At 68.4% G+C, this 15002-nt stretch carries 9 protein-coding genes; 4 read left to right on the top strand and 5 right to left on the bottom strand.

Annotated elements, in window-relative coordinates; genetic code table 11:
- Positions 1–29: 29 nt before the first annotated feature.
- The 3 genes from E8A74_RS42515 to E8A74_RS42505 all read right to left on the bottom strand — a co-directional run bounded on the left by E8A74_RS42515 (position 30) and on the right by E8A74_RS42505 (position 8581).
- Positions 30–6464 (bottom strand): HAMP domain-containing protein, encoded by a 6435-nt coding sequence (locus tag E8A74_RS42515; RefSeq protein WP_136934863.1) that lies wholly within the window; start codon positions 6462–6464, stop codon positions 30–32.
- A 213-nt stretch (positions 6465–6677) separates the two neighbouring features.
- Entirely contained in the window at positions 6678–7349 is a 672-nt protein-coding gene (locus E8A74_RS42510) for an NAD(P)H-binding protein (protein ID WP_269749934.1), read from the bottom strand.
- The gene (locus tag E8A74_RS42505; RefSeq protein WP_170229791.1) at positions 7346–8581 is read right to left on the bottom strand and encodes a HEAT repeat domain-containing protein; all 1236 of its coding nucleotides are present in this window, start codon (positions 8579–8581) and stop codon (positions 7346–7348) included. Before E8A74_RS42505 ends, E8A74_RS42510 begins: the two co-directional genes overlap by 4 nt.
- 165 nt (positions 8582–8746) lie before the next feature.
- Here E8A74_RS42505 and E8A74_RS42500 point away from each other — a divergent pair, with 165 nt between their 5' ends.
- The gene (locus E8A74_RS42500; protein ID WP_170229790.1) at positions 8747–9865 is read left to right on the top strand and encodes a hypothetical protein; all 1119 of its coding nucleotides are present in this window, start codon (positions 8747–8749) and stop codon (positions 9863–9865) included.
- Here the strand turns inward: E8A74_RS42500 and E8A74_RS42495 are convergent.
- Both E8A74_RS42495 and E8A74_RS55210 read right to left on the bottom strand, forming a co-directional pair.
- The gene (locus E8A74_RS42495) at positions 9862–10056 is read right to left on the bottom strand and encodes a hypothetical protein (RefSeq protein ID WP_136934859.1); all 195 of its coding nucleotides are present in this window, start codon (positions 10054–10056) and stop codon (positions 9862–9864) included. The two genes, E8A74_RS42500 and E8A74_RS42495, sit on opposite strands and share 4 nt — an antisense overlap.
- Before the next feature lie 33 nt (positions 10057–10089).
- Positions 10090–10701, bottom strand: a complete 612-nt coding sequence (locus E8A74_RS55210; protein WP_232379991.1) for a Spy/CpxP family protein refolding chaperone — start codon at positions 10699–10701, stop codon at positions 10090–10092.
- Positions 10702–10862: 161 nt separating this feature from the next.
- On the opposite strand from E8A74_RS55210, the gene E8A74_RS42485 reads away from it, so the two are divergent.
- The 3 genes from E8A74_RS42485 (at position 10863) to E8A74_RS42475 (ending at position 14590) form a co-directional block, all read left to right on the top strand.
- Positions 10863–12101 (top strand): LysM peptidoglycan-binding domain-containing protein, encoded by a 1239-nt coding sequence (locus tag E8A74_RS42485; protein ID WP_136934857.1) that lies wholly within the window; start codon positions 10863–10865, stop codon positions 12099–12101.
- Positions 12102–12105: 4 nt separating this feature from the next.
- On the top strand, positions 12106–12795 hold the full coding sequence (locus E8A74_RS42480; RefSeq protein ID WP_136934856.1) for a hypothetical protein: 690 nt from the start codon (positions 12106–12108) through the stop codon (positions 12793–12795).
- A gap of 79 nt (positions 12796–12874) precedes the next feature.
- Entirely contained in the window at positions 12875–14590 is a 1716-nt protein-coding gene (locus E8A74_RS42475; RefSeq protein ID WP_136934855.1) for a M61 metallopeptidase family protein, read from the top strand.
- Positions 14591–15002: the final 412 nt, after the last annotated feature.

Here is a 15002-nt window from a genome sequence, read left to right as displayed (position 1 = left end):
CGCTCTCTCCTCCGCGTGATGGACGCGGCTCATCGGTGCAGCCAGAAACGCAGCCGCGCGAAGAGCTGCTCGGGATCGACGGGCTTCGCGATGTAGTCGGTCGCTCCCGCCTCGAAGCACTTCTCGCGATCGCCCTTCATGGCCTTCGCGGTCACGGCGACAATCGGAAGTGCACGCCACTCCTCGCGCCCGCGGATCGTCCGGATCGTGTCGTATCCGTCCATCTCGGGCATCATGATGTCCATGAGGACGACATCGACCTCGGAGCTCTCTTCCAGCACCTTGATCGCGTCCCGCCCCGTCTCCGCCGCCTGCGTGATCATCCCCTGCTCTTCGAGGATGGTCGTCATCGCGAAGATGTTGCGGATGTCATCGTCCACGATGAGCACGCGCTTGCCGGCAAGCACCTGCTGCGAGCTGTGAAGCCGCTCGAGCGCCTGCTGTTGCGGCGGCGTGAGCTTGTCGATCGGCAGGTGCAGGAAGAGCGCGACCTCGTCGATCAAGCGTTCGTCCGATCGGCTGTGCTTGAGGACCCCGCTGTGGCCGAGCCGCTCGATGCGCTCCTCGTCGGCCAAGGACGTGCTTCCGGCCGCGTGCACGATGAAGGGCACGTTCGAGAGCATCGTGATCCCCGAGGCGCGGCGCACGAGATCGAGCCCATGCCCGTCGGGCAGATCCACGGCCGTCACGACGGCGTCCGGGCGCTCCACGGCGAGCAGGTCCATCGCCTCGTCGACCGTGCTCGCGACGCGGACGTCGACCAGGTCGTGCTGGAGCAGGTTCAACTTGGCCGCGCGCTCCGGGCCCTCGGGCTCGACGACGAGGAGCGAGCGCCGCGGCGCGTCGAGGAACTCGATGATCCGTTCGATCGCGTGGGTGAGCGCGTCCCGCGTGCGCACGGGCTTCGAGAGCACGTCCCGCGCGCCCATCCGCAGCGCGCGCTCGCGCTCGTCGACGTCCGTCGTGATCACCTGCACCGGCACGTGCCGCATGCCGAGGTCGTGCTTCAGCCGATCGAGGACCCGCAGGCCGTCGATGTCGGGCAGGTGCAGATCGAGCGAGACCGCGGCGGGCTTGAGCTCACGCGCCATGGAGAGCGCGTCAGCCCCGCGGTGCGCGACCACGGCCTTGAGCCCGTGCTCGCGCGCGACCTCCACGATGAGCCGCGCGAACGCGAGATCGTTCTCGACGACGAGCAGCGAGCGTTCGCCCGGCCGGAGGGCCGTGCGATCGTCCTCGATCGACACCGGCAAGAGCGGCGGCGTGTCGATGATCAGGGGCTCGGGCACCTCGTAGGCCGCGAGCGCGCTCGTGGCCTCCTGCATCGTGACCACGCGCCCGCGGGACACGCGCTGCGGCGTCGCGTACACGTGCGGCACGTAGAGCGTGAAGGTGCTGCCGCGCCCCGGCTGGCTCGACAGACGCAGCTCGCCGCCGAGCAGGTTCGCGATGCCGCGGCTGATGGCGAGGCCGAGGCCCGTGCCGCCGTACTTGCGGCTCGTCGAGCCGTCCGCCTGCTGGAAGGCCTCGAAGATGATCTGCTGCTTGTCGGTCGAGATGCCGATGCCGGTGTCGTGCACGCTGAACGCGATCGCCCAGCCCGCGCGGCCGATGTGCTCGTTCTCGGGGCTGTAGCCGTCCGAAACGGTGCGGACCTCGAGGCGCACCTTGCCGCGCTCGGTGAACTTGAAGGCGTTCGAGAGCAGGTTCTTCAAGACCTGCTGCAAGCGCTTGGCGTCGGTGTGGATCGAGCGCGGCAGCATGGACGCGAAGTCGAGCTCGAACTCGAGCTTCTTCGCGTCCGCGACGTGCCGGAACGTGCGCTCCACGTAGTCGGCGAGGTCGCGGAACCAGACCTCCCCGACATCGACGACGACCGTGCCCGACTCGATCTTCGACAGATCGAGGATGTCGTTGATGAGGCCGAGCAGCTCGTTGCCGGACGAGTGGATCGTCTTGGCGAAATCGACCTGTTTGGCGAAGAGGTTGCCTTCCGTGTTCTTCGAGAGCTGCTCGGACAAGATCAGGAGGCTGTTCAGCGGCGTCCTTAGCTCGTGCGACATGTTCGCGAGGAACTCGGACTTGTACTTCGAGGTCAGCGCGAGCTGCTTGGCCTTCTCTTCGAGGGCCTGACGGGCCTGCTCGACCTCGCGGTTCTTGCGCTCGACCTCCACGTTCTGCTGGGCGAGCAGGCGCGCCTTCTCGCCGAGCTCCGCGTTCGTCTGACGCAGCTCCTCCTGCTGGCTCTGCAGCTCGCGGGCGAGGGACTGCGACTGCTTCAGCAGATCCTCGGTGCGCATGTTCGCCTCGATCGTGTTGAGCACGATGCCGATCGACTCCGTGAGCTGATCGAGGAACGCGAGGTGCGTCGGGCTGTACCGCTCGAACGAGGCGAGCTCCAGGATGGCCTTGACCTGGCCCTCGAAGAGCACGGGCAGGACCACGATGTTCACGGGCGCCGCCTCGCCGAGGCCGCTCGTGATCGTGATGTAGTCGGGCGGTGCGTTGACGAGCAGGATGCGCTCCTTCTCGAGCGCGCACTGGCCCACGAGCCCCTCGCCGAGGCGGAACTGGTTGTCCGAGTGCTTGCGTTGCTTGTACGCGTAGCTCGCGAGGAGCTTCAGGATCGGCTCCTCCTTCGAGACGTCCATCGTGTAGAAGACGCCTTGCTGCGCGGAGACGACGGGCGCGAGCTCCGAGAGGATCAGACGCCCGACCGTGAGCAGGTCCTTCTGGCCCTGGAGCATGCGCGAGAACTTGGCGAGGTTCGTCTTCAGCCAGTCCTGCTCGCTGTTCTTCAGCGTGGTGTCGCGCAGGTTCCGGATCATCTCGTTGATCGTGTCCTTGAGCGCCGCGAGCTCGCCCTGGGCTTCGACCTTGATGCTCCGCGTGAGGTCACCCTTCGTGACGGCCGTCGCGACCTCGGCGATCGCGCGGACCTGCGTCGTCAGGTTCGCCGCGAGCTGGTTGACGTTGACCGTCAGATCCCGCCACGTCCCCGCGGCGCCCGGAACGCTCGCCTGGCCGCCGAGCTTGCCCTCGACGCCGACCTCGCGGGCGACGGTCGTCACCTGATCGGCGAACGTCGCGAGCGTGTCGATCATGCCGTTGATGGTGTCCGCGAGCTCGGCGATCTCGCCCTTCGCGTCGACGGAGAGCTTGCGCTTGAGGTCCCCGTTCGCGACCGCGGTCACGACCTTCGCGATGCCGCGGACCTGGTTCGTCAGGTTGCCGGCCATCGAGTTGACGTTGTCGGTGAGGTCCTTCCACGTGCCCGCGACGCCCTTCACCTCGGCCTGACCGCCGAGCTTGCCCTCCGTGCCGACCTCGCGCGCCACGCGCGTCACTTCCGACGCGAACGAGTTCAACTGATCCACCATCGTGTTGATGGTGTTCTTCAGCTCCAGGATCTCGCCCTTCACGTCGACCGTGATCTTCTTCGAGAGATCCCCATTCGCGACCGCCGTCGTCACCGCCGCGATGTTCCGGACCTGCGCCGTCAGGTTGCCGGCCATCGAGTTCACGGAGTCCGTCAGGTCCTTCCACGTCCCCGCGACGCCCTTCACGTCCGCCTGACCGCCGAGCTTGCCTTCCGTGCCGACCTCGCGCGCCACGCGCGTCACTTCCGACGCAAACGATCGGAGCTGATCGACCATCGTGTTGATGGTGTTCTTCAGCTCCAGGATCTCGCCGCGCACATCAACGGTGATCTTCTTCGAAAGATCACCGTTCGCGACCGCCGTCGTCACCGCCGCGATGTTCCGGACCTGCGCTGTCAGGTTGCCGGCCATCGAGTTCACGGAATCCGTCAGGTCCTTCCACGTCCCCGCGACGCCCTTCACCTCGGCCTGACCGCCGAGCTTGCCCTCCGTGCCGACCTCCCGCGCCACGCGCGTCACTTCGGAGGCGAACCCCGAGAGCTGATCGACCATCGTGTTGATGGTGTTCTTCAGCTCCAGGATCTCGCCCTTCACGTCGACCGTGATCTTCTTCGAGAGATCCCCGTTCGCGACCGCCGTCGTCACCGCCGCGATGTTCCGGACCTGCGCCGTCAGGTTGCCGGCCATCGAGTTCACGGAGTCCGTCAGGTCCTTCCACGTCCCCGCGACGCCCTTCACGTCCGCCTGACCGCCGAGCTTGCCCTCCGTGCCGACCTCGCGCGCCACGCGCGTCACTTCCGACGCAAACGAATTGAGCTGATCGACCATCGTGTTGATGGTGTTCTTCAGCTCCAGGATCTCGCCCTTCACGTCGACCGTGATCTTCTTCGACAGGTCGCCGTTCGCGACCGCCGTCGTCACCGCCGCGATGTTGCGGACCTGCGCCGTCAGGTTGCCGGCCATCGAGTTCACGGAGTCCGTCAGGTCTTTCCACGTCCCCGCGACGCCCTTCACGTCCGCCTGACCGCCGAGCTTGCCCTCCGTGCCGACCTCGCGCGCCACGCGCGTCACTTCGGCCGCGAACGAGCTCAACTGATCCACCATCGTATTCGTGACGTTCTTGATCTGGAGGATCTCGCCACGCGCATCGACGGTGATCTTCTGGGTCAAATCACCATTCGCAATGGCCGTCGCGACCTTCGAAACGTCGCGGAGCTGGACCGTCAGATTGCCGGCCATCGAGTTCACGGAGTCCGTCAGGTCCTTCCACGTCCCCGCGACGCCCTTCACGTCCGCCTGACCGCCGAGCTTGCCTTCCGTGCCGACCTCGCGCGCCACGCGCGTCACTTCGGCGGCGAACGAGCTCAACTGATCCACCATCGTGTTGATGACGTTCTTGATCTGGAGGATCTCGCCGCGCGCATCGACGGTGATCTTCTGGGTCAAATCACCATTCGCAATGGCCGTCGCGACCTTCGACACGTCGCGGAGCTGGACCGTCAGATTGCCGGCCATCGAATTGACGTTGTCCGTCAGATCCTTCCACGTGCCGGCGACGCCCTTCACCTCGGCCTGGCCGCCGAGCTTGCCCTCCGTGCCGACCTCGCGCGCCACGCGCGTCACTTCCGACGCAAACGAGTTGAGCTGATCGACCATCGTATTGATGGTGTTCTTCAGCTCCAGGATCTCGCCCTTCACGTCGACGGTGATCTTCTTCGAGAGATCCCCATTCGCGACCGCCGTCGTCACCGCCGCGATGTTACGCACCTGGCTCGTCAGGTTACCGGCCATCGAATTGACGGAGTCCGTCAAATCCTTCCACGTGCCCGCGACGCCCTTCACCTCGGCCTGGCCGCCGAGCTTGCCTTCCGTGCCGACCTCGCGCGCCACGCGCGTCACTTCCGACGCAAACGAGTTCAACTGATCCACCATCGTGTTGATGGTGTTCTTCAGCTCCAGGATCTCGCCGCGCACGTCGACGGTGATCTTCTTCGAGAGATCCCCATTCGCGACGGCCGTCGTCACCGCCGCGATGTTACGCACCTGGCTCGTCAGGTTACCGGCCATCGAATTGACGGAGTCCGTCAAATCCTTCCACGTGCCCGCGACGCCCTTCACGTCCGCCTGACCGCCGAGCTTGCCTTCCGTACCGACTTCGCGCGCCACGCGCGTCACTTCGGACGCGAACGAGCGGAGCTGATCCACCATCGTGTTGATGGTGTTCTTCAGCTCCAGGATCTCGCCGCGCACGTCGACGGTGATCTTCTTCGAAAGGTCGCCGTTCGCGACGGCCGTCGTCACGGCTGCGATGTTGCGGACCTGCGCCGTCAGATTGCCGGCCATGAAATTGACGGAATCGGTCAGGTCCTTCCAGGTGCCGGCGACGCCTTGCACCTCGGCCTGACCGCCGAGCTTGCCTTCCGTGCCGACTTCGCGCGCCACGCGCGTCACTTCGGACGCGAACGAGCCGAGCTGATCGACCATCGTGTTCACCGTCTTCGCGGTGCGCAGAAACTCGCCTTCGAGCGGGCGGCCGTCGACTTCGAGCGCCATGGCCTGCGAGAGATCGCCCTTGGCCACGGCGCCGATGACGCGCGCCATCTCGCTCGTCGGGTGCACGAGATCGCTGATCAGCGCATTGACGCTGCCGACCTTCTGCGCCCACGCGCCGGAGAGCCCCGCGACCGCCGCGCGATCGCCGATGCGGCCCTCCTTGCCGACGACGCGGCTCACGCGCTCGAGCTCGCTCGTCACCCGGCTGTTCAGCTCGACGACGTCGTTGAAGGTATCGGCGATCTTCCCATCGAGGCCCTCCCAATCGATGGGCAGGCGCACCGAAAAATTGCCCTTCTTGAGCGCCGTCAGCGCTTCGAGCATCAGCTTGCGATCGAGGACCCCTCCGACCGCCGCGGCCTCGCGCGCCGCCGGTCGCTCGGCGACGGTCGCGCCGCGCGTCTTCTTTTTCACGTCGGCCGAGGCGTTCTTGGACTTGGCCCCGATGGGCTTGGAGCCGGGGACCCTTTTTTCACGAGCGGTCGCTGCGCGCGAGGCGCGGGTCGATCCATCCAGCGTACGTTTCGGCATGGCATCCCCTGGGACGACGACGCGCCGCCCGCAACAGATTGCATCCTACCGAGGGCCCCCTTTGGCGAAATCCGGCGCTCACCGGTTCCGGCGTAGGGCACACCCTTATGCCCCTGTGGAATTCGTGCTTGTCGATCGTGTGCGGTCCAACGACCGGGAAAAACCCGTTCGAGCGCCCATGGTTGGCCCGGACAACCAGGCTGTTTTTTGCTGCTACGACGCGAGTTGGCGAATGTCGTCGAACGTGCGGATACGCACGCCTGCCGTGGCATCGGACACCAAGCCTGCCACCATCGCCGCCGCGACGTCGCGCGCCTCAATCGGGCGATACACACGCAAAGGACCGATCATGGCCCCGCTCACGCCGCGCAGGATGGGGGTAGCGAACGCCTCCCCCGCCCTGTGCTCGGTGCGATCGCCCAGGAGCATGCTCGGGCGCAGGATATCGACGCATTCGTATCCGAGATCGCTGATGTCGCGCTCAGCCTCGCCTTTGACACGCAGATAAAAATTCATCGAGGTGCGATCCGCTCCGATGCTGGACACGAGCGAAAGCCGGCGGGCTCCCGCACGTTTTCCGAGCTTCGCGACAGAGACCACATAATCGTGATCGACCTTGGCAAATGCCGGTCGTGATCCTGCCGCCTTGATGGTCGTACCAAGCGTGATGAATACGTCATCCACGGCGGGCAACGACGAGACGCCTTCAAGCGCGTCGAAATCAGCGCGGATCTCCTGCAGTTTGTCGTGGTTGATTCCGGTCGGCCTGCGCACGAGCACGATGACACGCGCATACGCCGGGTGTTCGAGCAAGCGCTCGAGGCAGCTCCGGCCAACGAGGCCCGTCGCGCCCGCGAGGAGCGCGGTTCGTCCTTGCAAACTCATTCCGACTTTCCTTTCCCTTTGCGAAGAAAAACCACAAGGCATGCGAGCATCACGGCGACGATCCCCGCTGTGATGCCCTTCCAGCCGAGCCCCGTGCCCGACGACGGCGAAGGCGCGCTCGTCCCGGCGGGCGCGGGCGCGGGCGGAGGCGCAGCGGCGCGGGCGTCGAGGAGGTTCTGCTCGGTCGTGGCCACGCGCCGGGTCTCGGGATCGGCGTGCGATTTCGCCACGCGGGCGAGGATCTCCCGCGCGGCCGGCGAGCCTACGCGGCGCAGGCTGCCGAGCGCGGCGAAGCGCAGCTCCTCCGGCTCCCGATCCACGGCGCGCCCGAGCGGCTCGACAGCGGCCTCATTCCCCTCGGCGCCAAGCGCCCGCGCCGCCGCGATGGCCGCGTCGCGCTCGCCTTTCTCCAGAATGGAGGCGAGCTCCGCCGTCACGGCCGGGACGAAGGCGCGCGCCGCGGCCGCGCGGATGACCTGCACACGATCGTTCGGAGGCGCCGCGCGGAGGAGCGGAATCCAGCTCGGCCCCACGGGCACGAGCTTGCGGCGTTCGAGCTCCATGAGCAGGCCGACACGCAAGGTGGCGGGCCGCGCGCCGTCGTCGAGGAGCGCGGTGAGCGCAGGGACGTCGGCCTCGCCGATCAAGGGCGCCGCGCCGGCGAGCGTGAGATCCCGGAGCGCGAAGGTCACGATCCGAGGCTCCGCGGAGCCGAGCATGGAGACGGTGACGCGCCCGAGCGCAGCGGGATCGTCGCTCGCCCGCGCGCCCTTGCCGAGCGCGGCATACGCGCGCGTGGCGTCGATCCACGTCGCGCGGGTCGCGGGCACGAGCACGATCCGATCGGCGATGGCCTCGACGGATTGATAAGGCACGGCCGCGGCGTCCTTTGCATCGGGTCGCCTGCGTTCGAGGAAGAGGAGGATCTCCTCGCCGACGACATACCTCTCATCGGCATGGCGGTGCGGCACGAAACGAATATTTTCCACCTTCGTGTCGCCCTCTCGCAACCATTCGAGGATCCGGACCTCGACGGGCGGCAAGGGGCCGGCGCCGTGGGGCTCGGCGCCGACATGCTCGATGCGCGCGGCCGCGATGACGTCGGCCGCGCTCGCCATCTGGTGCAACGTGAGCCCGCCCGGAATCGTATGGGCCTCCACGAGGGCCGGCGCGAGCGCCAGGAACACGACGCTCGTGGCGGAGACGCAAAGTGATGCGCGGGCACGGGGCACGGCGCGGATGCTACTCGAAATCGGCTCCACGTGGCGGCGGCGCGCCCTAGCAGGATCGAGGCCCGGGGCAAGCCGCGAATCCTTGCTCGGCGCTGGGAAACACGTCAGGATCGGGCCCAACGTCGGGGGCGAATGACCCGGGGCGGGGAATTCCGGAGAAAAACCATGACGGATCACGAGGACCTTCAAGAGATCGTCGATCGGCTCGAGGAGCAGCTCGATCTCCCGGTCCATCCCACCTATCCCCTCAGGGACCGGGAAATCGTGGGCATCTGGCGCAAACGGAGCGTCGAAGCGCTCCGCGAGCTCGGGAGCCGCGGCCTGCTCACGCGCAAGGACGCGCTCGGAAAACCGCTGCACGAGAGCCTTTGGGCCGTGGCCGACGCGCCGATGGTGGCGTCGTTCGAGGACGCGCCGGGACGAACCATCCTGCTCGGCGAGCTCATCCGCAACATCGTTCATCCGGGCCGCATCACGCAGGGCCTCAAGGGCACGTGCGCCGCGACGTGCGTGGAGATCTACGTGGCCGAGCGAGATCCGGCGGAGTACGCGCGAATCATCGCGGGGCTCGTGAGCCCCACGGGCCAGGTGGCGGTCCGGAGCGGCGGGGAGCTCGTGCGCGACGAGGACGTCCTCGAACCGGACGAACACGAATTCCGCAGGAGCCCGGTGAGCCGGTTGTTCCAGGTCGCCTGCATGGAGTTTGCCTACCCCGAGCTCGACTACCACAACACGGAGGATGGGCAGTTCGAGGGCGTGAAGAACACCGGGACGGGGCTGAGCCTCGGCGCCTTCGATCGGCTGCTCGTCGGGATCACGGGGCACCGCTGGGAGACGCTCTCCGATGGACACGCGCAATTCGCGGCGCTGTTCAAGCGGCTCGGCCTGGACACGAGCGGCGTCGCCGATCTGCACCGCGACGCGCTCTCGATCATCGAGCGTGTGACCGCCGCGGGCGAGGCGGTCTTCGCCACGCTGGAGCTGCCGAAGGTGCGCAGCCCCGTGCGGAGGGCCGCGGGCAGCGCCGATCACGCGGCGCACAAGATCCGGGTGCTGAAGCTCGATCGTCCGAACGGAACCGTGTTGTACGACGATCCGATGGACCCCCAACAAACCTGGTTCGAGGGGATCCGGACGCACATCGTCGACCGCTACGGCCGCTGCACGATGCCCATCGCGGATTTCGAGAAGCTGCTCGTGGAGCTGAGTTACCCGCCCGAGCTCTGGCCCGGGCCGGAGCAGGCGCGGCCTGCCCCGACCGAGACCCAGCCGGAATCACGTTAACGCGGCGGCGCGGGCGGGGGCGGCGGCGCGGGCGGCTCGGCCCTCCGCGCGGCGTCCACGCACACCTTCGCGACGTGGTTCTCGAAGTGCTGCCTTCGCTGCCAGCTATGACAACGCAGGCTCGCGAAGCCGGCGGCATACCCGCCGATGGTCCCCAGGGTCAAAAGCACGATCGCAAGTCTCCGCTTCATGGTCTCACCTCTCGATTCAACGCGCACCGCGCCTCAAATCTCCACGCCTCGCCCGCCGAAACCGCCCCAGAACCCCGGGGATTGCTCGATCAAGTCCGCGAGGCGCGCCCGCTGCCGCTCGTCGAGCACCTCGTGCACCCTCGCCATCGAGCCCACCGTCGCCTTGCGCATCGCCTCGAGCGCCGCGTCGTGCCGCGCGAAGAGCTCGCCCATCACGGTCTCGTCGAAGCTCGGGCTGCGCATCGCCTTCGCCAGGTCCTCGCGGCTCTTGCGCAGCTCGCCGCGGTGCTTGGTCATCACCTCGCGCATCTCCTCGAACGCCGCCGCGATGGCCTTCTCCTGGCCCGGCGTCGTGTCGAGCGCCTCGAACAGCCGCCGCAGGACGAAGTGCGTCATGCCGTACCCGCCGGGCCGGAAGCCCGCCCGCCCGTGCGTCCGGAAGGGCCCGCCGTGCTCGCGGTCGTACCCGCCGCCCTCCCAGCCTCCAGGGCCGTAGCCGCGCCCGCCCCACCCGCCGCCGCCGTACGAGCCACAAGCGCCGCCGTACCCGAAGCTGCGGTAGCCGTAGCCGCGGTGGCACCCGCCGTGGCGCAGCACCTTGACGAGGCCGATGAGGCAAGCGGTTCCGATCAGAAATCCGAGCATGTTCCCTCTCTTCCGCGGCTTTTCGCGCGCCGCGTCGTTCACGCAGAGGAACATCCCTCGCGCGTGTGAAGGGCGCGCCCCGCTCGGTGTGAAGAAGCGCAAAGACCTACGCGACCCAAGAGAGTGGCCAGGTCCAGCCAGCCTCGGGTAGAGTCGTCTCGATGCGGCGGTGGTTCTTCGGGCTCGTTTTCCTCGTCTTCCCCGGCTGCGCGGCCACCGCGCCCGCGGAAGCAGGGCCGAAGACGAGCGGGCGCGCGCCGATGCTGGTGCAGCCCGTGCAAGCCACGGCACGCAAGCCCGCGCCGATCGCCACGCCCGTCGCGACGAACGAGCCCGCCGCGGACCCCGACGACGACGACGAGGAAGGGCCCGACGACGACGAAGCCGAAGCCGCCGAAGCGGAAGGCTCCGACGCCGAAGCCCCCGTCGCGGCCCCGCCGCCGCCCAAGCCGCCGTCGCCCTTGCTGGCGCTCAGCGTGACCCAGCTCGAAGCGCGTTACCGCAGCGATCCCGCCTCCGTGGGTCCGCTCTCGCTCGGCGCGACGAACGCGGGCGCGCTCGTGAACGGCGTGCAGATGCCGAAGAGCGAGAAGTGGATCGTGCAGGATCCCTCGTGCGCCTGGGGCACGCAGGAGACCGTGGACGCGATCGCGCGCAGCATCGAGAAGGTCGCGGCCGAGCACCCGGGCGCCCCGCCCCTCGCCATCGGGCACATCAGCAGCAAGAAGGGCGGCCACCTCTCGCCCCACAGGAGCCACCAGTCGGGCCGCGACGTGGACCTCGGCTACTACCACAACCCGCCGAAGACCACGTTCGTCCGGGCGACCGAGTCGAACCTCGACCTCGAACGCACGTTTGCCTTCGTGAAGACGATCGTGAGCGAGTCCGACGTGGAGCTCGTGCTCATCGACACGGCCGTGCAGCGCCTGCTCGTGGCGCACGCCCTCCGCAAGGGCGAGGACGAGGCCTGGCTGGATCAGGTCTTCCAGGTCCGCGGAAAACACCCCCGGCCCGTCGTGCGGCACGCGCGCGGGCACGGCAACCACCTGCACGTGCGCTACGTGAGCCCCGTCGCGCAGGAGCTCGGGCGCCGCGCGGGGGCGTTCCTCAAGCGGGAAAAGGTCGCGCCGCCGCACGTGGCCGACGCCGTCGTGATGCACAAGGCCCGGAGCGGCGACACGCTGCAGATCCTGGCCCGCCGGTACGGGACGACCGTCGAGGCGATCCAGGGCGCGAACGGGCTCAAGACCATCGACATCAAGATGGGCCGGACGTACCGGATTCCGGTGCCCAAGCCGCAGGCGCCTCCGAAGGCGCCGCCCGTCCCGAAGCGGCGCGTGGCCCCGCCGCCGCGCGCTGCCGCGGGCGCGACGCGCGGGCCATCAGCGCACGGGCGTTAACGCCATGGAGTACCGGGACAACCTCGACGCCGCGCAGATGCGCATCGAGACGCTCGAAGCGAAGCTCGCCGAGCGCGCGGCGTCGCTCCGGGTGCGGGAGGCGGAGCTCGCCGAGCAAATCACCGAGAACACGCGGCTGCGACAAACCGCCGCCGGCAAGCCCCCGCAATCCCGCGGCGTCTGGATCACGCTCCTCGTGTTCACCCACGTCGCCGTCGCGGGCCTCGGCGGCCTGATCTTCCTCGGCGCGTTCGGACGGTCGCCCTCGTACGTCAACTGCCCCGAGTGCCCTCCCCCGCCCCCCGCGCTGGCCCTCGCGGACGACCCCGCCGCCCACCCCCCGACCCCGAGCGTCGAGGGCAAGGCGACGGACGGCGAAAGCGAGGAGAGCGCGATCACGCAGTCGAACGACCGCATGCGCCCCGAGGTGCGGGCCTGTCACGTCGAGGAGCGAAAGAAACAGCCCGACGCGAAGGGGTTTCTCTCGGTCGTCTTCGAGGTCGAGCCCGAGGGCAAGGTCGGTCGGGTGAGCTTGAGCCCCATGTCGGTCGGCCTGAAACCCTGGTGGAGCGCGGACTTCGAGCGCTGCGTCGCCAAGGCCTACCGGAGCCTCGCGTTCCGCCCCTTCGACGGGGCGAAGACCACCGCGAAGCACACCTACTTCCTCTCGACGAACGACCCGCTCGGCTTCTGAATCCGCGTGCAAGCGCGCGCGCCGAGGCAGTATCCTCGCGCGCACCGTGCGTCTCCCCCGCCCCTCCTCCTCGGCACAAATGCTCGTCGCGCTCGCCCTGGCCTCGTGCCTCGCCGCTTGCGCGTCCGAGCCGCTCATCGCAGAAAGCCCCTGTCCGCCGCCCGCGAAGAGCACAGCTCCGGCGGCCACGACGCCGCCGAAGGCCGAGAACGCGCCGCGCACACTCGAAGTGCGGCTCGCGCCGACGCGCGACGGAGGGAACGAGGTCGTCGCGATCGACGTGTCGATGCGCTTCTCCGTACCGCCCGTGGATTTCGGCGAGGCGCGGCCGCTCGTGTTCCGGCTCGACGACGCGCGTGTCGAGGACATCGACGAGCTCGCCGCGCGTGACGCCGAAGGCTCCCTCGGGCTCGTGCGAGACGAAGGCGAAAGCAACGACGGAGCCGTCGCGCCCGCCGCCTGGCGCGCCGAGCGTCGCGCGCGTGGCCCCGTGACCGTGAGCTACACACGAAAGCTCGCGGCCGGCGGCGCCGCGCCGCTCTCCGCATCCGCGGGTGGTTTCCTCGGAGTCGGGCGCGCATTCTTGCTCGTGCCGGAGACGACCGAGCCGCACGTCATGCGCGTGCGCTGGGACATGGCGGGGCTCGGAGACGGCGTGAGCGGCGCGTCATCGCTCGGCGCGGGCGACGTCGAAGTCAGCGGCTCGCCGACAGCGCTCGCAGGCGCGACGTGGGCCGCGGGGCCCCTGCATCGCGTGACGATCGAAAGGCCAGCGACGCGCGAAGGCGAGGGCGCCTCGTTCGCGGTGACCTCACTCGGGCGCGGCGTGTTCGACGTGCTCGACGCAGGCGCCTGGGCAAGCCGGGCCTGGGCCTCGGTGCGACCCCTCGCCGACACGCCGCCCGGCCATTTCGAGCTTTTCCTACGATCGAGCGGGAGCGCCGGGCGCCGCTTCGACGCTTCGGTCGCAGGGCGGAGCGCAATCGCGGTCGGCGACGAGGGGCTCACGTTTGGTTGGCCAGAAAAACGCGTGCTGGCGAAGGCGATGGCGCGGGCAAGCCTCGGGTATTCGGTGGCCGGCTGGTTCGACGAGGGGTTCGTCTCGTATTTCGCGGTCGACGCGTTGCGCCGGGCGGAACTCGTCCCAGCGCGCGACGTGCTCGCCGAGGTGGACGCGCGGGCGACGCGGTATTTTTCGTCGGCGGAGGTGCGCGCGGAGGATCGCGGCATGTGGTTCGCAGCCGAGCTCGACGCGCGCATTCGGGCAAAGAGCGGCGGGAAGCGCTCGCTCGCGGACGTGGCGCGCGAAGTCGCGCCGAAAGCAGGCGAAGGCGAGGCCCAAGCAGCTCTGCCGCGCCGCGTGCCCGAAGCTGCGCTGCGCGAGGCGCTCGGCAAGGAGCTCGGGCCCGAGGGGGAGGCCCGTTTTGCAGCAGTCATCGGCAAAGGAGGCGCCGCCGAGGTGCCGGACGGCGCGTTCGGCCCCTGCTTCGTGAAGGTGAAGAAAAAGGTGCCGCGGTACGAGCTCGGCTTCGATGCAGCATCCGCGACCGAAAAGAAGGTGCGTGGTCTGTCGCCAAAATCAGCAGCGGCAAAGGCAGGACTCGCAGAGGGAGATCGCATCACGGCAGCGGATCTCGGGGACGGGACGGTCGATCGTCCCGTCGAGATCGAGGTCGACCGCAGCGGCAAGCTCACGAAGGTGCGGTGGCTCCCGCGGGGCGAAAACGTGGATGGCTTCTCGTTCGCGTTTGGCCCGAAGGCCCCCACGAGCTGCGACGCGCCGAAGGCACGCTAAGGCAGGAGCGGGAGCTGGGGCTTTGCCCCAGACCCCACCGGGGCTATCCGCCCCTGGACCTGGACCAGCGAGGCGCTGGACCCGGGGTCGAGGAACTGCGCTCCGCGCAGTTCCTCGAACAGCCAGTGGCAAGACCACAGGCGACCCTGCCAACCAAGGCCGTAGCGCTGCGGGTTCAACCAGCAGCGTGCACGTCGCCGGCTCGACATGCACGTCCGTGGTCTTGCCACCGGCTCGTGGGAAGAACTGCGCATCGCGCAGTTCTTCCCCCTCGGTCCAGGCCGTGCCCTGAGCACTGGTCTCATCTTACGAGCCCATTCTCCCTGAGGACGCGCAGCATCTCTGCTGCGGGAGCTAGGCGTTCCAGGCCGCGACTGATGGTGACGGAGCCGGGGGGACCTCCCGAAGACTT

The organism is Polyangium fumosum, from assembly GCF_005144585.1.
GTDB classification, from domain to species: Bacteria; Myxococcota_A; Polyangia; order Polyangiales; family Polyangiaceae; genus Polyangium; species Polyangium fumosum.
The sequence above is the reverse complement of the archived record's forward strand: the minus strand, read 5'-3'. Positions and strand labels throughout refer to the sequence as shown.